24 protein-coding genes and 1 other annotated feature are annotated in these 21,317 nt (G+C 40.6%); all 24 genes read left to right on the forward strand.

Annotated features, from left to right (window positions below; all coding sequences use genetic code 11):
• Positions 1–108 precede the first annotated feature (108 nt).
• The 24 genes from rplA to rplX all read left to right on the forward strand — a co-directional run bounded on the left by rplA (position 109) and on the right by rplX (position 21,305).
• On the forward strand, positions 109–801 hold the full coding sequence (gene rplA / locus ACYFX0_RS29175) for a 50S ribosomal protein L1 (RefSeq protein WP_002084079.1): 693 nt from the start codon (positions 109–111) through the stop codon (positions 799–801).
• 49 nt (positions 802–850) lie between these two features.
• Positions 851–995, forward strand: a sequence feature (ribosomal protein L10 leader region).
• A 39-nt stretch (positions 996–1,034) separates the two neighbouring features.
• A complete protein-coding gene (gene rplJ, locus ACYFX0_RS29180) occupies positions 1,035–1,535 on the forward strand; it encodes a 50S ribosomal protein L10 (RefSeq protein ID WP_000048717.1) in 501 nt (166 codons plus the stop codon).
• Between the two features lie 67 nt (positions 1,536–1,602).
• The gene (gene rplL, locus ACYFX0_RS29185) at positions 1,603–1,962 is read left to right on the forward strand and encodes a 50S ribosomal protein L7/L12 (RefSeq protein WP_000159736.1); all 360 of its coding nucleotides are present in this window, start codon (positions 1,603–1,605) and stop codon (positions 1,960–1,962) included.
• 76 nt (positions 1,963–2,038) lie between these two features.
• A complete protein-coding gene (locus ACYFX0_RS29190; RefSeq protein WP_106082520.1) occupies positions 2,039–2,638 on the forward strand; it encodes a class I SAM-dependent methyltransferase in 600 nt (199 codons plus the stop codon).
• A 291-nt stretch (positions 2,639–2,929) separates the two neighbouring features.
• Positions 2,930–6,463 carry a DNA-directed RNA polymerase subunit beta gene (gene rpoB / locus ACYFX0_RS29195; RefSeq protein ID WP_000147553.1) on the forward strand — a complete coding sequence of 1,178 codons (3,534 nt, stop codon included), beginning with the start codon at positions 2,930–2,932 and terminating at the stop codon, positions 6,461–6,463.
• A gap of 37 nt (positions 6,464–6,500) precedes the next feature.
• Entirely contained in the window at positions 6,501–10,112 is a 3,612-nt protein-coding gene (rpoC, locus tag ACYFX0_RS29200; RefSeq protein ID WP_000567944.1) for a DNA-directed RNA polymerase subunit beta', read from the forward strand.
• Between the two features lie 113 nt (positions 10,113–10,225).
• Positions 10,226–10,474, forward strand: coding sequence for a 50S ribosomal protein L7ae-like protein (locus ACYFX0_RS29205; protein ID WP_000121833.1), 249 nt, complete (start codon positions 10,226–10,228; stop codon positions 10,472–10,474).
• 114 nt (positions 10,475–10,588) lie between these two features.
• Positions 10,589–11,011, forward strand: coding sequence for a 30S ribosomal protein S12 (gene rpsL, locus ACYFX0_RS29210; RefSeq protein WP_001142341.1), 423 nt, complete (start codon positions 10,589–10,591; stop codon positions 11,009–11,011).
• 29 nt (positions 11,012–11,040) lie between these two features.
• Positions 11,041–11,511 carry a 30S ribosomal protein S7 gene (rpsG, locus tag ACYFX0_RS29215; protein WP_001137492.1) on the forward strand — a complete coding sequence of 157 codons (471 nt, stop codon included), beginning with the start codon at positions 11,041–11,043 and terminating at the stop codon, positions 11,509–11,511.
• A gap of 205 nt (positions 11,512–11,716) precedes the next feature.
• Positions 11,717–13,795 carry an elongation factor G gene (gene fusA / locus ACYFX0_RS29220; RefSeq protein ID WP_000196384.1) on the forward strand — a complete coding sequence of 693 codons (2,079 nt, stop codon included), beginning with the start codon at positions 11,717–11,719 and terminating at the stop codon, positions 13,793–13,795.
• A gap of 117 nt (positions 13,796–13,912) precedes the next feature.
• Complete coding sequence (gene tuf, locus ACYFX0_RS29225) at positions 13,913–15,100, forward strand: elongation factor Tu (RefSeq protein WP_001029617.1); 1,188 nt, start codon at positions 13,913–13,915, stop codon at positions 15,098–15,100.
• A 398-nt stretch (positions 15,101–15,498) separates the two neighbouring features.
• Entirely contained in the window at positions 15,499–15,807 is a 309-nt protein-coding gene (gene rpsJ / locus ACYFX0_RS29230) for a 30S ribosomal protein S10 (protein WP_001040595.1), read from the forward strand.
• Between the two features lie 34 nt (positions 15,808–15,841).
• On the forward strand, positions 15,842–16,474 hold the full coding sequence (gene rplC, locus ACYFX0_RS29235; RefSeq protein ID WP_000160209.1) for a 50S ribosomal protein L3: 633 nt from the start codon (positions 15,842–15,844) through the stop codon (positions 16,472–16,474).
• Positions 16,475–16,499: 25 nt separating this feature from the next.
• Positions 16,500–17,123, forward strand: a complete 624-nt coding sequence (gene rplD / locus ACYFX0_RS29240) for a 50S ribosomal protein L4 (RefSeq protein WP_001127258.1) — start codon at positions 16,500–16,502, stop codon at positions 17,121–17,123.
• A complete protein-coding gene (gene rplW, locus ACYFX0_RS29245) occupies positions 17,123–17,413 on the forward strand; it encodes a 50S ribosomal protein L23 (RefSeq protein WP_001205558.1) in 291 nt (96 codons plus the stop codon). The genes rplD and rplW overlap by 1 nt, the downstream gene beginning before the upstream one ends.
• Before the next feature lie 28 nt (positions 17,414–17,441).
• Positions 17,442–18,272 (forward strand): 50S ribosomal protein L2, encoded by an 831-nt coding sequence (rplB, locus tag ACYFX0_RS29250; protein ID WP_000511583.1) that lies wholly within the window; start codon positions 17,442–17,444, stop codon positions 18,270–18,272.
• 60 nt (positions 18,273–18,332) lie between these two features.
• Positions 18,333–18,611: a 30S ribosomal protein S19 gene (rpsS, locus tag ACYFX0_RS29255; protein ID WP_000124454.1), complete on the forward strand. Its 279-nt coding sequence runs from the start codon at positions 18,333–18,335 to the stop codon at positions 18,609–18,611.
• A gap of 17 nt (positions 18,612–18,628) precedes the next feature.
• Positions 18,629–18,970 carry a 50S ribosomal protein L22 gene (gene rplV / locus ACYFX0_RS29260; protein WP_001148024.1) on the forward strand — a complete coding sequence of 114 codons (342 nt, stop codon included), beginning with the start codon at positions 18,629–18,631 and terminating at the stop codon, positions 18,968–18,970.
• Between the two features lie 3 nt (positions 18,971–18,973).
• Positions 18,974–19,633 carry a 30S ribosomal protein S3 gene (gene rpsC / locus ACYFX0_RS29265; protein ID WP_000529956.1) on the forward strand — a complete coding sequence of 220 codons (660 nt, stop codon included), beginning with the start codon at positions 18,974–18,976 and terminating at the stop codon, positions 19,631–19,633.
• A 1-nt stretch (position 19,634) separates the two neighbouring features.
• Positions 19,635–20,069 carry a 50S ribosomal protein L16 gene (gene rplP, locus ACYFX0_RS29270; RefSeq protein ID WP_000928969.1) on the forward strand — a complete coding sequence of 145 codons (435 nt, stop codon included), beginning with the start codon at positions 19,635–19,637 and terminating at the stop codon, positions 20,067–20,069.
• Positions 20,059–20,259, forward strand: coding sequence for a 50S ribosomal protein L29 (gene rpmC / locus ACYFX0_RS29275; protein WP_000855718.1), 201 nt, complete (start codon positions 20,059–20,061; stop codon positions 20,257–20,259). The genes rplP and rpmC overlap by 11 nt, the downstream gene beginning before the upstream one ends.
• 20 nt (positions 20,260–20,279) lie before the next feature.
• The gene (gene rpsQ, locus ACYFX0_RS29280) at positions 20,280–20,543 is read left to right on the forward strand and encodes a 30S ribosomal protein S17 (RefSeq protein ID WP_000004106.1); all 264 of its coding nucleotides are present in this window, start codon (positions 20,280–20,282) and stop codon (positions 20,541–20,543) included.
• 43 nt (positions 20,544–20,586) lie between these two features.
• Positions 20,587–20,955 carry a 50S ribosomal protein L14 gene (gene rplN / locus ACYFX0_RS29285; RefSeq protein WP_000615912.1) on the forward strand — a complete coding sequence of 123 codons (369 nt, stop codon included), beginning with the start codon at positions 20,587–20,589 and terminating at the stop codon, positions 20,953–20,955.
• 38 nt (positions 20,956–20,993) lie between these two features.
• On the forward strand, positions 20,994–21,305 hold the full coding sequence (rplX, locus tag ACYFX0_RS29290; protein WP_000558200.1) for a 50S ribosomal protein L24: 312 nt from the start codon (positions 20,994–20,996) through the stop codon (positions 21,303–21,305).
• The last annotated feature ends 12 nt before the right edge of the window (positions 21,306–21,317 follow it).

Below are 21,317 nucleotides of genomic sequence, written 5' to 3' on the forward strand. Positions count from 1 at the left end.
TTATCGTTTTTAAATAAATGGATGGCGCTCATCCTCAGGTTATACCTGAAAACAGGCGTAAACGTGGGAGGTTATTCCGCTAAAACCACATTCGAGGAGGAAATAAAAATGGCTAAAAGAGGTAAAAAGTACGTAGAAGCTGCAAAGCTTGTTGACCGTGCAGCTGCTTACTCTGCAACAGAAGCAGTAGAATTAGTAAAGAAAACAAACACAGCTAAATTTGATGCAACTGTAGAAGCTGCATTCCGTTTAGGTGTTGACCCTAAGAAAGCTGACCAACAAATCCGTGGTGCAGTTGTTCTTCCGCACGGTACTGGTAAAGTACAACGTGTATTAGTGTTCGCTAAAGGTGAAAAAGCTAAAGAAGCTGAAGCTGCTGGAGCTGACTTCGTAGGCGATACTGATTACATCGGTAAAATCCAACAAGGTTGGTTCGATTTCGATGTAGTAGTAGCAACTCCTGACATGATGGGTGAAGTTGGTAAACTTGGTCGCGTATTAGGACCTAAAGGTTTAATGCCAAACCCTAAAACTGGAACAGTTACTTTCGATGTAACTAAAGCTGTTAACGAAATCAAAGCTGGTAAAGTTGAATACCGCGTTGATAAAGCTGGTAACATCCACGTTCCAATCGGTAAAGTATCTTTCGAAGATGCTAAATTAGTAGAAAACTTCAAAACAATCGCTGATACTTTATTAAAAGTTAAGCCATCTGCTGCAAAAGGTACTTACATGAAGAACGTAACAGTTGCTTCTACAATGGGACCTGGCGTACGTGTAGACGTTTCTACATTAGCGTAAAAATTGGAAGTTGACTTCATAAAGAAGATTTAATATAATCATTTATGTTGTGAATTTAAATAGTGTACCGTAGACAGTAGGTGTCAATAGACTTAATTTCCTACCTAGGTGTTAATATACGAAACGGAATTTTTTTTCTGTGACTATATGCCTCCATGTCTACAAGTTGGGCATGGAGGTTTTTAGTGCACTTTCGGTACATCTTCTATATAATCTACAGGAGGTGTAATAACATGAGCAAAGTAATCGAAACTAAACAACAAGTTGTAACTGAAATCGCGGACAAACTTCGTGCTAGTAAATCTACGATCGTTGTTGACTACCGTGGTTTAACAGTTTCTGAAGCAACAGAATTACGTAAGCAATTACGTGAAGCTGGCGTTGAGTTCAAAGTTTACAAAAACTCTCTAACTCGTCGTGCTGCAGAATCTGCTGAAATGGCTGAGTTAAACGAATTCTTAACAGGACCAAACGCAATCGCGTTCAGTAACGAGGATGTAGTTGCTCCTGCGAAAGTATTAAACGACTTCGCTAAAAATCATGAAGCTTTAGAAATTAAAGCGGGCGTAATCGAAGGTAAACTTGTAACACTTGATGAGGTTAAAGCAATCGCTACTCTTCCATCACGTGAAGGCTTACTTTCTATGCTTCTTAGCGTTCTTCAAGCTCCAATCCGTAACCTTGCACTTGCTACTAAAGCAGTTGCAGAACAAAAGGAAGAGCAAGGCGCTTAATTTTTTAAAAGATAATTACGTATTATCGATAAAACAATACAAACCTATTTAAGGGAGGATATTTACAATGACTAAAGAACAAATCATTGAAGCAGTTAAATCTATGACTGTATTAGAACTTAACGACTTAGTAAAAGCTATCGAGGAAGAATTCGGCGTAACTGCTGCTGCTCCTGTAGCTGTTGCTGGTGGCGCTGGAGAAGCTGCTGCTGAGAAAACTGAATTTGATGTGGAACTAACTAGCGCTGGTGCACAAAAAATCAAAGTTATCAAAGTTGTTCGTGAAATCACTGGTCTTGGCTTAAAAGAAGCTAAAGAATTAGTTGACAACACTCCAAAAGTAATCAAAGAAGCTGCTGCTAAAGAAGAAGCTGAAGAAATCAAAGCTAAACTTGAAGAAGTTGGCGCTGCTGTAGAAGTTAAGTAATTAACTTTTGATGCTTTAAAAAAAGCTCGCTCTCATGCGAGCTTTTTTTTTAACTGTAAAGAAGAGAGGTGGCCATATGGCAGACCATTATTTTTCTAACGACCCTTCTAGTAAAAGTGATCGTAAGCGATGGGAATTTGCACTTCGTGGATCTCAATTTACTTTCTTATCCGACCATGGGGTGTTCTCGAAAAACGAAGTGGACTTTGGTTCCCGTCTTTTAATTGAAGCTTTTCAAATGCCAGATATTAAAGGTAATATATTAGATGTAGGTTGCGGATACGGTCCTATTGGTTTGTCGCTAGCGAAAGAGTTTCAAGGTCGTGAAGTTCACATGGTGGATGTGAATGAAAGGGCGCTTGGACTTGCGAAAGAAAACGCCGCTAATAACAAAATCGAGAATATACGTATTTTTCAAAGTAGCGTCTATGGAAATGTAGATGGCAAGTATGCTGCTATTCTATCTAACCCTCCAATTCGTGCGGGTAAAGATGTCGTACATGAAATTTTAGAAAAAGCTGTGGAGTATTTAGTTCCAGGTGGAGAACTTTGGATTGTTATTCAAAAGAAGCAAGGTGCACCATCTGCGCTGAAAAAACTAGAGGAGGTATTTTCTGAAGTTGAGGTTGTAGAAAAGAAAAAAGGATATTATATCATAAAATCAAAAAAACGTTGACGGTTATTTTTGGCTATGTTAACATTATACAATGCCAATATATGATTTTCTGCGTTGAGAAAGATGTATATTTTTGTTTCTCTTGGAAAAGATAGTAAAATCAGCAGATTATGAAACAGAATGATGGTTTTCTTATAGAAGCCATTTTTCTTTTTTGAGCAGGTAGAAAGACTCAACGTATTTATCTTTAAGAGAAAAAGACTACGCTAATAGCAGTAGTTGTATTTATTTGTGATTTTGCACAAATTTTTTTGTGCATTTATAATACTCATGATTTGAGGGGTGAAGCAGTTGACAGGTCAACTAGTTCAATACGGACGCCACCGCCAACGAAGAAGTTATGCCCGTATTAGTGAAGTATTAGAGTTACCAAATCTTATCGAAATTCAAACCTCTTCTTATCAGTGGTTTCTTGATGAGGGTTTGCGAGAAATGTTCCAAGACATTTCTCCGATTGAAGACTTTACGGGAAATCTATCGCTTGAATTTATCGACTACAGCTTAGGTGAACCTAAATACTCTGTAGACGAATGCAAAGAGCGTGATGTGACGTATGCAGCACCACTTCGTGTAAAAGTGCGTCTAATCAACAAGGAAACTGGTGAAGTAAAAGAACAAGATGTGTTCATGGGAGATTTCCCACTCATGACAGAGACTGGAACATTCGTAATTAACGGTGCAGAACGTGTTATCGTTTCCCAGTTAGTTCGCTCTCCAAGCGTATACTATAGTGGCAAAGTGGATAAAAACGGAAAACGTGGTTTTACTGCTACTGTAATTCCAAACCGCGGAGCTTGGTTAGAGTATGAGACAGATGCTAAGGATGTTGTATATGTGCGTATTGACCGTACGCGTAAACTTCCTGTAACTGTTTTGTTACGCGCATTAGGGTTTGGCTCTGATCAAGAAATCACCGAGCTTTTAGGTGATAACGAATACTTAAGCAACACATTAGAAAAAGACAACACAGATAGCACAGAAAAAGCATTGCTTGAAATTTATGAGCGTCTACGTCCTGGTGAACCACCAACAGTAGAAAATGCTAAGAGCTTACTTGTGTCTCGTTTCTTCGATCCAAAGCGCTACGATTTAGCAAATGTAGGTCGCTATAAGATCAACAAGAAGTTACACATTAAAAACAGATTGTTTAATCAACGTTTAGCTGAAACATTAGTGGATCCAGAAACTGGTGAAATTTTAGCGGCAGAAGGAACAATCTTAGATCGTCGTACACTTGATCGCATTTTACCTTACTTAGAGAAAAACATTGGATTCAAAACAGCGAAACCAATGGGTGGAGTGGTAGAAGGCGATGTTGAGCTGCAATCTATTAAGATTTATGCTCCTGAGTCGGAAGGCGAACGCGTAATTAATGTAATTGGTAATGCAAACATTACTCGTGATGTGAAACACATCACACCAGGTGATATCCTTGCTTCTATCAGTTACTTCTTCAACCTACTATACAAAGTAGGAGATACAGATGATATTGACCATTTAGGAAACCGTCGTCTGCGTTCTGTTGGAGAACTATTACAAAACCAATTCCGTATCGGCCTTTCTCGTATGGAACGTGTTGTTCGTGAGAGAATGTCGATCCAAGATACAAATGCAATTACACCACAGGCACTAATTAATATTCGTCCTGTTATTGCATCTATTAAAGAGTTCTTCGGAAGTTCTCAGTTATCTCAGTTCATGGACCAAACAAATCCATTAGCAGAGTTAACTCACAAACGAAGACTATCTGCATTAGGACCTGGTGGTTTAACGCGTGAGCGCGCAGGCTTTGAAGTACGTGACGTTCATTACTCCCACTATGGTCGTATGTGTCCGATTGAAACACCAGAGGGACCAAACATTGGTTTGATTAACTCATTATCTTCGTTCGCGAAAGTAAATGAGTTTGGTTTCATTGAAACACCATACCGTCGTGTTGACCCAGAAACTGGTCTTGTAACAGGGCATGTTGATTATTTAACAGCAGATGAAGAAGATAACTATGTTGTAGCCCAAGCGAATATGAAATTATCTGATGAAGGTGAATTCCTAAGTGAAGATATCGTAGCTCGTTTCCGTGGCGAAAATATTGTCACAAATAGAGAACGCATCGACTACATGGATGTATCTCCAAAACAAGTAGTTTCGGCAGCGACAGCTTGTATTCCGTTCTTAGAAAACGATGACTCTAACCGCGCACTTATGGGAGCGAACATGCAACGTCAGGCGGTTCCGTTAATGAATCCGGAATCTCCGATTGTAGGTACAGGTATGGAGTACGTATCAGCAAAAGACTCGGGTGCTGCAGTAATCTGTAAACATCCTGGTGTTGTTGAGCGCGTAGAAGCACGTGAAGTTTGGGTACGTCGCTATGTAGAAGTTGACGGTCAAACAGTAAAAGGCGACTTAGATCGCTACAAAATGCAAAAATTCATTCGTTCTAACCAAGGAACTTGTTACAACCAACGTCCAATCGTAAGTGTTGGAAATGAAGTTGTAAAAGGTGAAATCCTTGCGGATGGTCCTTCTATGGAATTAGGTGAACTAGCACTTGGACGTAACGTGCTTGTTGGCTTCATGACTTGGGACGGTTATAACTACGAGGATGCGATTATCATGAGTGAGCGCCTTGTAAAAGATGATGTGTACACTTCTATTCATATTGAAGAATATGAATCAGAAGCTCGTGATACGAAGCTTGGACCAGAAGAAATTACACGTGACATTCCAAACGTTGGGGAAGACGCATTACGTAACCTTGACGAGCGCGGTATCATTCGCGTTGGTGCTGAAGTAAAAGATGGAGATTTACTTGTTGGTAAAGTAACACCTAAAGGTGTAACAGAATTAACAGCTGAAGAACGTCTATTACATGCTATCTTTGGAGAAAAAGCGCGTGAAGTACGTGATACATCACTACGTGTACCACACGGTGGTGGCGGTATTATCTTAGACGTAAAAGTATTCAACCGTGAAGATGGCGATGAATTGCCACCAGGTGTGAATCAACTTGTACGTGCATATATCGTTCAAAAACGTAAAATTTCTGAAGGTGACAAGATGGCCGGACGTCACGGTAACAAAGGTGTTATTTCTCGTATTTTACCAGAAGAAGATATGCCTTACTTACCAGACGGTACGCCAATCGATATTATGTTAAACCCATTAGGGGTACCATCTCGTATGAATATCGGTCAGGTATTAGAGCTTCATCTTGGTATGGCAGCAAGATACCTGGGCATTCACATTGCAACACCAGTATTCGATGGTGCTCGTGAGGAAGATGTTTGGGGCACAATTGAAGAAGCTGGTATGGCAAATGACGCGAAAACAATCCTGTATGACGGACGTACTGGTGAACCATTCGATAACCGCGTATCTGTTGGTGTCATGTATATGATCAAACTTGCGCACATGGTTGACGATAAACTTCATGCTCGTTCTACTGGACCATACTCACTTGTAACGCAGCAACCTCTTGGAGGTAAAGCTCAGTTCGGTGGACAGCGTTTCGGTGAGATGGAGGTTTGGGCACTTGAAGCTTACGGTGCTGCTTATACTCTTCAAGAAATCTTAACAGTGAAGTCTGATGATGTTGTTGGACGTGTTAAGACTTATGAAGCAATTGTTAAAGGCGAAAATGTTCCAGAACCAGGCGTTCCTGAATCATTCAAAGTATTGATTAAAGAGCTGCAAAGTTTAGGTATGGACGTTAAAATGATGTCTAGCGACGATACAGAAATTGAAATGCGTGATACAGAAGATGATGATGATCATCAATCAGCAGATAAATTGAATGTCGAAGTTGAGACAACTAAGGAATAATTGGGATAACCTGTAGACTAAAAGGGAGGTAGGCCCCTTGATAGATGTAAATAACTTTGAATATATGAAGATTGGACTTGCTTCACCTGACAAGATTCGTTCTTGGTCATACGGTGAAGTTAAGAAACCAGAAACTATTAACTATCGTACGTTAAAGCCTGAAAAAGATGGCTTGTTCTGTGAGCGTATTTTCGGACCACAAAAGGACTGGGAATGTCATTGCGGAAAATACAAACGTGTACGTTATAAAGGTGTAGTTTGTGATCGATGTGGCGTTGAAGTAACGCGTGCAAAAGTACGTCGTGAACGTATGGGTCATATTGAATTAGCTGCTCCTGTATCTCATATTTGGTATTTCAAAGGTATCCCGAGCCGCATGGGACTTGTCTTAGACATGTCCCCTCGCGCGCTTGAAGAAGTAATTTATTTCGCTTCTTATGTTGTAACAGAAAGTGGAGATACACCACTTGATAAGAAGCAATTACTTTCTGAAAAAGAATACCGTGCATATCGTGATCGATATGGTAGCACATTCCAAGCTGCTATGGGTGCAGAAGCGATTAAAAAGCTACTACAAGACATCGATTTAGATAAAGAAGTAGACTTCTTAAAAGAAGAATTAAAAACAGCACAAGGACAACGCCGTACTCGTGCTATTAAACGTCTAGAAGTATTAGAAGCATTCCGCAACTCTGGAAATGAACCATCTTGGATGATCTTAGATGTTCTACCAGTAATCCCACCAGAACTACGCCCAATGGTACAGTTAGATGGTGGACGTTTTGCTACTTCTGACTTAAACGACTTATATCGTCGTGTAATTAACCGTAACAACCGTTTAAAACGTCTATTGGACCTAGGTGCTCCAAGCATCATCGTTCAAAACGAAAAACGTATGTTACAAGAAGCTGTAGACGCATTAATCGATAATGGCCGTCGTGGCCGTCCGGTTACTGGACCAGGTAACCGCCCATTAAAATCACTATCTCACATGCTTAAAGGTAAACAAGGACGTTTCCGTCAAAACTTATTAGGTAAACGTGTTGACTACTCTGGCCGTTCTGTAATCGTTGTAGGACCGAACTTAAAGATGTACCAGTGTGGATTACCGAAAGAAATGGCGCTTGAACTGTTCAAACCTTTCGTTATGAAAGAGTTAGTTGGAAAAGGCTTAGCACACAATATTAAGAGTGCGAAACGTAAAATTGAGCGTGTACACCCTGAAGTTTGGGACGTTTTAGAATCTGTGATTAAAGAGCATCCAGTACTTCTAAACCGCGCACCAACACTTCACCGTCTTGGTATCCAGGCGTTTGAACCTACATTAGTAGAAGGTCGCGCAATTCGTCTTCATCCACTTGTATGTACTGCATACAACGCGGACTTTGACGGTGACCAAATGGCGGTTCACGTTCCGTTATCATCAGAGGCACAAGCAGAAGCTCGTATTCTTATGTTAGCGGCACAAAACATCTTGAATCCAAAAGACGGAAAACCAGTTGTTACTCCATCTCAGGATATGGTATTAGGTAACTACTACTTAACACTTGAGCGTGAAGGCGCAATCGGTGAAGGTATGGTCTTCAAAGATGCAAACGAAGCAATACTTGCATACCAAAATGGATATGTACATCTGCACACACGTGTTGCAGTTGCTGCAAGTTCAGTAAATAACGTAACGTTTACTGAAGAGCAAAAGGGTAAGCTTCTATTAACGACAGTTGGTAAATTAATATTTAACGAAATCTTACCAGAGTCGTTCCCTTATATTAATGAACCGACAAACTCAAACCTTGAAAAAGAAACACCAGCGGAATATTTCGTTGAAAAAGGTGCGAACATTAAAGAAATTATTGCTAGTCGCGAAGAAGTGGCACCATTTAGCAAGAAGATCCTTGGTAACATCATTGCGGAAGTATTCAAACGTTTCCAAATTACGGAAACATCTCGCATGCTTGACCGTATGAAAAACTTAGGATTTAAGTACTCTACAAAGGCTGGTATTACAGTTGGGGTATCTGACATTCTTGTATTAGGTGAAAAAGATGAAATTCTCCATGAAGCACAAGCAAAAGTAGATAATGTAATTAAACAATTCCGTCGCGGTTTAATCACGGAAGAAGAACGTTACGATCGCGTTATCTCTATTTGGAGTAATGCAAAAGATGTTATCCAAGGAAAACTGATGAAATCCTTGAATAAACGCAACCCAATCTTCATGATGAGTGATTCCGGTGCCCGTGGTAACGCATCGAACTTTACTCAGCTTGCTGGTATGCGTGGTCTGATGGCCAATCCATCTGGTCGTATTATCGAACTTCCAATTAAATCAAGTTTCCGTGAAGGTTTAACAGTACTTGAGTACTTCATCTCTACGCATGGTGCGCGTAAAGGTCTTGCCGATACAGCACTTAAAACTGCCGATTCTGGTTACTTAACGCGTCGTCTTGTAGACGTTGCACAAGATGTAATTGTCCGTGAAGATGATTGTGGAACAGATCGTGGTCTATTAATTGGTGCAATTAAAGAGGGTAATGAAGTAATTGAGTCATTATATGATCGTCTTGTTGGACGTTTTGCAAGAAAAACTGTAAAACATCCTGAAACAGGTGAAGTATTAGTTAGTGAAAACCAATTAATTACTGAAGATATCGCTCATATCGTTGAAAATTCGGGTGTTGAAACTGTAAACATTCGTTCAGCGTTCACGTGTAACACTCGCCACGGTGTATGTAAGAAGTGTTACGGTCGTAACTTAGCAACTGGTACAGACGTAGAAGTAGGAGAAGCGGTAGGTATTATCGCAGCTCAATCTATCGGTGAGCCAGGTACACAGTTAACGATGCGTACATTCCATACAGGTGGGGTTGCCGGAGATGATATCACTCAAGGTTTACCTCGTATCCAAGAGATCTTCGAAGCTCGTAATCCGAAAGGTCAGGCAGTTATCAGTGAAATCGACGGTGTTATCGCAGCGATCAACGATGTTAAAGATCGCCAAGAAGTAGTTGTACAGGGTGAAGTTGAAGCTCGTACGTATGCTATTCCTTACGGTGCTCGTCTGAAAGTAACTCCAGGACAGCCAATTAGCCACGGTAAAGAGTTAACAGAAGGTTCTATTGATCCGAAAGAATTACTAAAAGTAACGGACATTACAGCAGTGCAAGAATACTTATTACGTGAAGTTCAAAAAGTATACCGTATGCAAGGGGTAGAAATTGGTGACAAACACGTAGAAGTAATGGTACGCCAAATGCTACGTAAAGTTCGTGTAAGTGATGCAGGTGAAACAGATGTATTACCAGGAACATTACTAGATATCCATCAGTTTACTGATGCGAATGCGAAGGTGTTACTGAAAGGTAAACAACCAGCGACAGCTAGACCTGTTCTACTTGGTATTACAAAAGCTTCACTTGAAACAGATTCGTTCTTATCTGCAGCTTCGTTCCAAGAAACAACTCGTGTTTTAACGGATGCAGCAATTAAAGGTAAACGCGATGAGCTTCTAGGATTGAAAGAGAATGTTATTATCGGTAAGCTTGTTCCTGCTGGAACAGGTATGAATCGTTATCGTAAAGTGGATCTTGTAAAAACAACACAAGATAACATGAATGTAGAAAACGATGAAGTTTATGTGGAACAGTAAAATTTTCCGTCGTAAATTTTGTATAAAAACAGCTAATCCTAGTTGACATTGTATGAGTCAAAATGTTACTATAATCAAGGTTGCTCCTGAACGATGCTTTGGAGGATATTTATATGTCTTATCAAAAAGTGTCAAATGCTGAAAATGTAGTCGTTGGTCATAAACGAACATTGGAAGCAATCAAAAATGGTATAGTTAAAGAAGTTGTTATTGCAGAAGATGCTGATGTGCGGTTAACCCATGTTATCATTCGCACTGCTTTGCAACATAACATACCCATAACAAAAGTTGAATCAGTTCGTAAGCTTGGAAAAGTTTCGGGGATTCAAGTGGGAGCTTCAGCAATAGGAATAATAAGTTAAAACTGTTTTTGTGAGGAGAGAGCATTTGCTCTTCCTTGCAAAAACTTTGTTTTCAACTAATAATGAACCACCTGGATATGTGGTCATACAAACATGCGAAGGGAGGATAATCAAATGCCTACTATTAACCAATTAGTGAGAAATGGTCGTACTGATAAAGTATGGAAATCTAAATCACCTGCGTTAAACAAAGGTTTTAACTCTTTAAAGAAAAAATCAACTGATATCTCTGCACCTCAAAAACGTGGTGTATGTACTCGTGTTGGTACAATGACTCCAAAGAAACCTAACTCAGCGTTACGTAAATACGCTCGTGTACGTTTAACAAACGGGATTGAAGTTACAGCTTACATCCCAGGTATCGGTCATAACTTACAAGAGCATAGCGTAGTATTAATTCGCGGTGGTCGAGTAAAGGATTTACCAGGGGTACGTTACCACATCGTTCGTGGAGCGCTTGATACAGCTGGTGTTGACAAACGTATGCAAGGACGTTCTAAATATGGTACTAAGCGACCAAAACCTGCTAAAAAATAATAAACCTATAATGAAAGGAGGAACTCAATATGCCTCGTAAAGGACCTGTTGCGAAACGTGACGTGTTACCAGATCCAATGTACAATTCTAAGCTAGTAACACGCCTTATCAACAAAATGATGGTTGACGGTAAAAAAGGTAAATCTCAAACAATTCTTTATAACGCTTTCGATATCGTTCGTGAACGTTCAGATAAAGAACCAATGGAAGTATTCGAGCAAGCTCTTAAGAACATCATGCCTGTTCTTGAAGTACGCGCTCGTCGTGTTGGTGGTGCTAACTACCAAGTTCCAGTTGAGGTTCGTCCAGAACGCCGTACAACTTTAGGTCTTCGCTGGTTAGTAAACTATGCTCGTCTTCGTGGTGAAAAAACTATGGAAGAGCGTCTAGCTTACGAAATCTTAGATGCAGCTAACAACGCTGGTGCATCTGTTAAGAAACGTGAAGACACTCATAAAATGGCAGAAGCTAACAAAGCATTTGCTCATTACCGTTGGTAGGATTCAACGTAAAATAAATGTAAGCATAAACCGCTTTATTTGTCGCTTATGGAAGTGTGGAGAGGGAGAATGCCTCTCCCTTTCGTTGGGCGCTCGTTTTACATAATGAGGGTACTGGACACTGGCATATGTAACAATATAAAGTGGCTTTTTTGCTACTTAAAATAAAAAATCCAATCCATATATGGAAGGAGCAAGACACCAAATGACAAGAGAGTTCTCTTTAGAAAACACTCGTAATATTGGTATCATGGCTCACATCGATGCTGGTAAAACAACAGCAACTGAGCGTATTCTGTATTACACAGGACGTATTCATAAAATCGGTGAAACTCATGAAGGTGCATCTCAGATGGACTGGATGGAGCAAGAGCAAGAGCGTGGTATCACAATTACTTCTGCTGCAACTACAGCTCAATGGAAAGGTCACCGTGTAAACATCATTGATACTCCAGGACACGTAGACTTCACAGTAGAAGTAGAACGTTCTTTACGCGTACTTGATGGTGCGGTAGCAGTACTTGATGCACAATCTGGTGTAGAACCACAAACAGAAACTGTTTGGCGTCAGGCTACTACTTACGGTGTACCTCGTATCGTATTCGTTAACAAAATGGATAAGATCGGTGCAGATTTCTTATACTCTGTAGGAACAATCCACGATCGTTTACAAGCAAACGCACATCCAATTCAGTTACCAATCGGTGCTGAAGATGAGTTCAATGGTATCATTGATCTTGTTGAAGAGTGTGCTTACATGTACGGTAACGATTTAGGAACAGACATCGAGCGTGTCGAAATTCCTGAAGAGCACAAAGAACTAGCTGAAGAATACCGTGGAAAGCTTATTGAAGCGGTAGCTGAGCTTGATGAAGAAATGATGATGAAGTACCTAGAAGGTGAAGAAATCACTGTAGAAGAGCTTAAAGCTGGTATCCGTAAGGCTACAACTTCTGTAGAATTCTTCCCAGTAATCTGTGGTTCTGCATTCAAAAACAAAGGTGTTCAAATCCTGTTAGACGCAGTTATCGACTACCTACCATCTCCATTAGATGTACCTGCTATTAAAGGTACTCTTCCGGATACAGATGAAGAAGTAGAACGTAAGTCTAGCGATGAAGAACCATTCGCAGCTCTAGCATTCAAAATCATGACTGACCCTTATGTTGGTAAGTTAACGTTCTTCCGTGTGTACTCTGGTGTGTTAAACTCTGGATCATACGTGAAAAACTCAACTAAAGGTAAGCGTGAGCGTGTAGGACGTATCCTACAAATGCACGCTAACAGCCGTGAAGAGATTTCAACAGTTTACGCTGGTGATATCGCTGCTGCTGTAGGTTTAAAAGATACTACTACTGGTGATACTCTTTGTGACGAGAAGAGTCTTGTTATCCTTGAGTCTATGGAATTCCCAGAGCCAGTTATCTCTGTAGCTATCGAACCAAAATCTAAAGCTGACCAAGATAAAATGGGTACAGCATTATCTAAGCTTTCTGAAGAAGATCCAACATTCCGTGCTCACACTGACCAAGAAACTGGCCAAACTATCATCGCTGGTATGGGTGAACTTCACCTTGATATCATCGTTGACCGTATGCGCCGTGAATTCAAAGTCGAAGCAAACGTTGGTGCTCCTCAGGTAGCATACCGTGAAACTTTCCGCGCTGCTGCGAAAGTTGAAGGTAAGTTTGCTCGTCAATCTGGTGGACGTGGACAATTCGGTCACGTTTGGATTGAGTTTGCACCTAACGAAGAAGGTAAAGGATTTGAATTCGAAAACAAAATCGTCGGCGGTGTAGTTCCACGTGAATACATCCCAGCTGTTGGAGCGGGTCTTGAAGACTCACTTAAAAATGGTGTACTAGCTGGTTACCCACTAGTTGACATTAAAGCAGCATTAGTTGACGGTTCTTACCATGATGTCGATTCATCTGAGATGGCGTTCAAAATCGCTGCATCTATGGCACTTAAAGCTGCGGTTTCTAAATGTAACCCAGTAATTCTTGAGCCAATGATGAAAGTTGAAGTTGTAATCCCTGAAGAATACATGGGAGACATCATGGGTGACGTAACATCTCGTCGTGGACGTGTAGAAGGTATGGAAGCTCGCGGTAACGCACAAGTTGTTCGCGCTATGGTTCCGCTTTCTGAAATGTTCGGTTATGCGACAGCATTACGTTCTAACACTCAAGGACGCGGAACATTCTCAATGACATTTGATCATTATGAAGAAGTACCGAAGTCTGTTTCAGAAGAAATTATTAAAAAAAATAAAGGCGAATAATTGATTTTTATCAATTGTTCGAGTATAACTACTTATGTAAGCTTAGAAAGTGGGACGTAAGTTTCGCTTTCTAGTCTAAATATAAAATAACCTATATAAACTAAGGAGGAATTTAGAATGGCTAAAGCTAAATTCGAACGTTCTAAACCCCATGTTAACATCGGTACAATCGGCCACGTTGACCATGGTAAAACTACATTAACTGCTGCGATCACTACAGTTCTTGCAAAAGCTGGTGGTGCTGAAGCACGCGGATACGATCAAATCGACGCTGCTCCAGAAGAAAGAGAGCGCGGAATCACAATCTCAACTGCACACGTTGAGTACGAAACTGAAACTCGTCACTATGCACACGTTGACTGCCCAGGTCACGCTGACTATGTTAAAAACATGATCACTGGTGCTGCTCAAATGGACGGCGGTATCTTAGTAGTATCTGCTGCTGATGGCCCAATGCCTCAAACACGTGAGCACATCCTTCTTTCTCGTCAAGTAGGTGTTCCTTACATCGTTGTATTCTTAAACAAATGCGACATGGTTGACGACGAAGAATTATTAGAATTAGTAGAAATGGAAGTTCGTGACCTATTATCTGAATACGGATTCCCAGGCGACGACATTCCTGTAATCAAAGGTTCTGCTCTTAAAGCTCTTCAAGGAGAAGCTGATTGGGAAGCAAAAATCATTGAATTAATGACTGAAGTTGATGCTTACATCCCAACTCCAGAACGTGAAACTGACAAACCATTCTTAATGCCTATCGAGGATGTATTCTCTATCACAGGTCGTGGTACAGTTGCAACTGGTCGTGTAGAGCGCGGAATCGTTAAAGTTGGTGACGTAGTAGAAATCATCGGTCTTGCTGAAGAGAATGCTTCTACAACTGTAACTGGTGTAGAAATGTTCCGTAAACTTCTTGACCAAGCTCAAGCTGGAGACAACATCGGTGCTCTTCTTCGTGGGGTTGCTCGTGAAGACATCCAACGTGGACAAGTTCTTGCTAAAACTGGCTCTGTAAAAGCACACGCTAAATTCAAAGCTGAAGTTTTCGTATTATCTAAAGAAGAAGGTGGACGTCACACTCCATTCTTCGCTAACTACCGTCCTCAGTTCTACTTCCGTACAACTGACGTAACTGGTATCATCCAATTACCAGAAGGTACTGAAATGGTAATGCCTGGTGACAACATCGAAATGACTATCGAACTTATCGCTCCAATCGCTATCGAAGAGGGAACTAAATTCTCTATTCGTGAAGGTGGACGTACAGTAGGTTACGGTGTAGTTGCTACTATCGTTGAGTAATCTTAACTGATATAAAACCCCCCAAGGGATTTCCCTTGGGGGGTTTTGTTTGTGTTTATATAATGAATTGGATGATATCTTTATGTTTTGACGAGTTTCTTCTATAGTATATAAAAACATTAAAACGAAACCCAAAAACTGTAAAATGAATTCTAGTAGATGAAAACTTGAAATTCTTTAAAGTGCCATGTATAATAGCAAAAGTAGAGAAAAGCAGATGCAAACAAAAAGATGCTTGCATCTAGACTAATAACATTGTATAATAGACAATGTTGGTCTTTGACTGCGATGAAGTGGAAGGTTGCTGACACACCCGGCCGCTTTGCCATGGCATGGTGTGGGGAAATTTCCATGGAGAAGGTCTATTTTAGAAATAGGCGAACGAAGGAGGGAAAATAATGGCAAAAGAAAAAATTCGTATCCGTTTAAAAGCTTATGATCACCGTATTCTTGATCAATCAGCTGAGAAAATTGTAGAAACAGCTAAGCGTTCTGGGGCAACAGTTTCTGGTCCGATCCCATTACCAACTGAGAAGACTATTTACACAATTCTTCGTGCTGTTCATAAGTACAAAGATTCTCGTGAGCAATTCGAAATGCGCACACACAAACGTTTAATCGATATCGTGAGTCCTACTCCACAAACAGTAGATTCATTAATGCGTTTAGACTTACCGTCTGGTGTAGATATCGAAATTAAACTATAAATTATATAACTTAAAAATGTAGGAGGTGTAACTCATGACCAAAGGAATCTTAGGAAGAAAGATCGGTATGACTCAAGTATTTGCTGAGAACGGTGAGTTAATCCCAGTAACAGTTATCGCTGCTAATCCAAACGTTGTTCTTCAAAAGAAAACAACTGAAACTGATGGCTACAATGCAATCCAGTTAGGATTTGAAGATAAACGTGAAAAGTTAACTAACAAACCTGAACAAGGCCACACTGCTAAAGCATCTACAACTCCTAAGCGCTTCATTCGCGAAATCCGCGATGCAGACGTGGACGGATTAGAGGTTGGTCAAGAGGTAAAAGTTGAAGTTTTCGCTGCAGGTGAAATCGTTGACGTAACAGGAATTTCTAAAGGTAAAGGTTTCCAAGGTGTTATCAAACGCCACGGACAATCTCGCGGACCTATGTCTCATGGTTCTCGCTATCACCGTCGTCCAGGTTCAATGGGCCCAGTTGCTCCGAACCGTGTATTCAAAGGCAAAAAACTTGCTGGACGTATGGGTGGAGACCAAGTTACTATCCAAAACTTAGAAATCGTTCAAGTTGACACTGAGCGCAACTTATTACTAGTAAAAGGTAACGTTCCAGGTGCTAAGAAATCTCTTGTAGTTGTTCAAGGCGCTGTGAAGGTTAGCAAATAATTCACAATAGGAAGGAGGAATTCCAATGCCAAAAGTTACTGTATATAACCAAACTGGTTCACAGGTTGGTGAAATCGAATTAGCTGAAGCTATTTTCGGTATCGAACCAAATGAAGCTGTACTTTTCGAAGCTGTAATGATGCAACGTGCATCTTTACGTCAAGGTACACACAAAGTAAAAACTCGTTCTGAAGTTCGCGGTGGTGGTCGTAAACCATGGCGTCAAAAAGGAACTGGACGTGCTCGTCAAGGGTCTATCCGTTCTCCTCAATGGCGTGGTGGTGGTACGGTATTCGGACCTACACCAAGAAGCTATGCGTACAAACTTCCTAAGAAGGTTCGTCGTTTAGCAATTAAATCTGCATTAGCTACTAAAGTAGTTGAGAACAACATTGTAGTTCTTGAAGACCTAGTATTAAATGCACCAAAAACAAAAGACATGCTAGCAGTACTTAAAGGATTAACTGTTGAGAAGAAAGCTCTTATCGTAACTGCTGATGCAAACGAATCTGTAGAGTTATCTGCTCGCAATATCCCTGGAGTAACAGTAATCACTGCTGATGGCGTAAACGTTTTAGACGTGCTTCATCATGATAAGCTAATCATGACAAAAGCGGCAGTGGAAAAAGTAGAGGAGGTGCTTGCATAATGAGAGATCCTCGTGATATCATTAAGCGCCCAGTTATCACTGAACGTTCTATGGAAATGATGGCTGAAAAAAAATACACGTTCGATGTGGACGTTAAATCTAATAAAACAGAAGTTAAAGATGCTCTTGAAGCGATCTTTGGTGTTAAAGTAGAAAAAGTGAACATCATGAACTACAAGCCGAAAGCAAAACGCGTTGGTCGTCACGCTGGTTTTACTAGCCGTCGTCGTAAAGCAATCGTTAAGCTAACTGCTGACAGCAAAGAAATCGAAATCTTCCAAGGTGTTTAATTCTTACTAAAGAAGGAGGGAAATTGAGATGGGAATTAAAAAGTATAATCCAACTACTAACGGTCGTCGTAATATGACTACGAATGATTTCGCTGAAATCACGACTGACAGACCCGAAAAGTCTTTACTTGCTCCTTTAAGCAAGAAGGCTGGTCGTAATAACCAAGGTAAAATTACTGTACGTCATCAAGGTGGCGGACATAAGCGTCAATACCGTATCATCGACTTTAAGCGTAACAAAGATGGAATTCCAGGACGCGTTGCTACGATCGAATACGATCCAAACCGCTCTGCGAATATCGCATTAATTAACTACGTTGACGGTGAAAAACGTTACATTCTTGCTCCTAAATCTTTAGAAGTAGGTATGGAAGTTATGTCTGGCCCAGAAGCTGACATCAAAATCGGTAACGCATTACCATTAATCAACATTCCAGTAGGTACTGTTGTTCATAACATCGAGCTTAAGCCTGGTCGTGGCGGACAATTAGTTCGTTCTGCTGGTACATCTGCTCAAGTACTTGGTAAAGAAGGTAAATACGTACTTGTACGTTTAACTTCTGGTGAAGTACGTCTTGTATTATCTGCTTGTCGCGCTTCAATCGGTCAAGTAGGTAACGAACAACATGAACTTATCAAAATCGGTAAAGCAGGTCGCTCTCGCTGGTTAGGTAAACGCCCAACAGTTCGTGGTTCTGTAATGAACCCGGTTGATCACCCACACGGTGGTGGTGAAGGTCGTTCTCCAATCGGACGTAAGTCTCCAATGTCTCCATGGGGTAAACCAACTCTTGGATTCAAGACTCGTAAGAAAAACAAAGCGTCTGACAAATTTATCGTTCGTCGTCGTAAAAAATAATGGGATTGTAGTACGGTTCATTTCTAGAACCGTACGCCAATCACGAAGGGAGGCACCAAAATGGCTCGTAGCTTAAAAAAAGGACCATTTGTCGATGATCACTTAATGAGCAAAATGGAAAAATTAGTTGCATCTGAGCAAAAACAAGTTGTTAAAACTTGGTCTCGCCGTTCAACAATCTTCCCTCAGTTCATCGGACACACAATCGCTGTATATGATGGTCGTAAACACGTACCTGTGTACATCACTGAGGATATGGTTGGCCATAAGTTAGGTGAATTCGCACCAACTCGTACGTATAAAGGTCACCTTGCTGACGATAAGAAAACTAGAAGATAATGAGAGGAGGCACTTCAATGCAAGCTAAAGCAGTAGCGAGAACAGTTCGTATTGCTCCTCGTAAAGTTCGTTTAGTAGTAGACTTAATCCGAGGTAAGCAAGTGGGTGAAGCGATTGCTATCCTTAACCACACACCAAAAACTGCTTCTCCAGTTGTAGAAAAAGTTTTAAAATCTGCAATCGCAAATGCAGAGCACAATTATGAGATGGATATTAACAACCTAGTTGTTGAAAAAGTCTTCGTTGACGAAGGTCCAACGTTGAAACGTTTCCGTCCACGTGCAATGGGTCGTGCAAGCCAAATTAACAAACGCACAAGCCACATCACAGTTGTGGTATCAGAAAAGAAGGAGGGATAATCGATGGGTCAAAAGGTTAATCCAATTGGTCTTCGTGTCGGTGTTATCCGTGACTGGGAATCTCGTTGGTTCGCTGAGAAAGATTACGCTACATTATTACATGAAGACATCAAAATCCGTGAGTACATTAATGTACGCTTAAAAGATTCTGCTGTTGCTAAAGTAGAAATCGAACGTGCAGCAAATCGTGTAAATGTTACAATTCACACTGCAAAACCTGGTATGGTAATTGGTAAAGGTGGTACTGAAGTTGAAGCACTTCGTAAAGCTCTTAACCAATTAACAGGCAAGCGTGTACACATCAACATTTTAGAAGTTAAGAGAGCTGATCTTAACGCTAAATTAGTAGGCGAAAACATCGCTCGTCAATTAGAAAACCGTGTATCATTCCGTCGTGCACAAAAGCAAGTTATTCAACGTGCTATGCGTGCAGGTGCTAAAGGTATTAAAACACAGGTTTCTGGTCGTCTTGGCGGAGCTGATATCGCTCGTGCAGAATCTTACAGTGAAGGAACTGTTCCACTTCATACACTTCGCGCTGATATTGACTATGCAGCAGTTGAAGCTGATACAACATACGGTAAATTAGGCGTAAAAGTATGGATCTACCGTGGAGAAGTCCTTCCTACAAAAAAGAAAGCTTCTGAGGAAGGAGGAAAATAATATGTTAATGCCAAAACGCGTAAAATATCGTAGAGAGCATCGTGGTAAAATGCGTGGTCGTGCTAAAGGTGGAACTGAAATTGCTTTCGGTGAATTCGGTTTACAAGCACAAGCTGCTTCATGGATTACAAACCGTCAAATCGAAGCTGCTCGTCGTGCAATGACTCGTTACATGAAACGTGGCGGTAAAGTATGGATTAAAATTTTCCCTTCTAAACCTTACACTGCAAAACCTCTAGAAGTACGTATGGGTTCCGGTAAAGGGGCACCAGAAGGCTGGGTAGCAGTAGTAAAACCTGGGAAAATTATGTTCGAAATCGCGGGTGTATCTGAAGAGGTAGCACGCGAAGCATTACGTCTTGCAGCTCACAAGTTACCTGTGAAATGTAAATTCGTAAAACGTGAAGAAAATGGTGGTGAATCTAATGAAAACTAATGATATTCGTGAATTAACCACTGCCGAAATCGAAACAAAAGTTAAAGCTTTAAAGGAAGAGTTGTTTAATCTTCGCTTCCAACTTGCTACAGGACAATTAGAGAATCCAACTCGCATTCGTGAAGTGCGTAAAGCAATTGCTCGTATGAAAACTGTAGTTCGTGAAAGAGAGATCGGAATTAATCGATAAATTGAGGGGAGGTTTGCATAGTGAGCGAACGTAACCAACGCAAAGTTTATACTGGTCGTGTAGTGTCTGACAAAATGGACAAAACGATTACAGTTTTAGTTGAAACTTACAAAACTCATTCCTTGTACGGAAAACGTGTTAAGTATTCTAAGAAGTACAAAGCCCATGATGAGCAAAACCAAGCGAAACTTGGCGATATCGTTAAAATCATGGAAACTCGCCCGCTTTCTGCTACTAAGCGTTTCCGTTTAGTTGAAATCGTTGAAGAAGCGGTTATTATCTAAATAGACGAATCGGAATTTTTAGTCCGAAGGGAGGTTTCATAACATGATCCAACAAGAATCTCGTTTGAAAGTTGCTGACAACTCTGGTGCACGTGAACTTTTAACAATTAAAGTATTAGGCGGCTCTGGTCGTAAATATGCTAACATTGGTGACATTATCGTTGCTACGGTAAAACAAGCAACACCAGGTGGCGTTGTTAAAAAAGGTGACGTTGTTAAAGCAGTAGTAGTACGTACGAAGAGCGGAGCTCGTCGTCCGGACGGTTCTTACATCAAATTTGATGAAAACGCAGCGGTTATCATTAAAGACGATAAGAGCCCACGTGGTACTCGTATCTTCGGACCAGTAGCTCGTGAATTACGTGATAGCAACTTCATGAAGATCGTTTCTTTAGCTCCAGAAGTTCTATAATTTAAGGTATTGCCTTGCTAAGGAGGTGCAGAATTAAGATGCATGTAAAAAAAGGTGATAAAGTACAGGTAATCACTGGTAAAGACAAAGGAAAACAAGGCGTTATCCTTGTGGCTTTCCCAAAGCAAAACCGTGTTATCGTTGAGGGTGTTAACATCGTTAAAAAACACTCTAAGCCATCTCAATTAAATCCACAAGGTGGAATTATTACTAAAGAAGCACCTATTCACGTTTCTAACGTTATGATTTTAGATCCGAAAACAGGTGAACCTACTCGCGTAGGCTTCAAAGTAGAAGATGGTAAAAAAGTTCGTATTGCAAAAAAATCTGGTGAATTATTAGATAAATAATTTTCTTAAGAA

The organism is Bacillus sp. NEAU-Y102 (assembly GCF_054788175.1).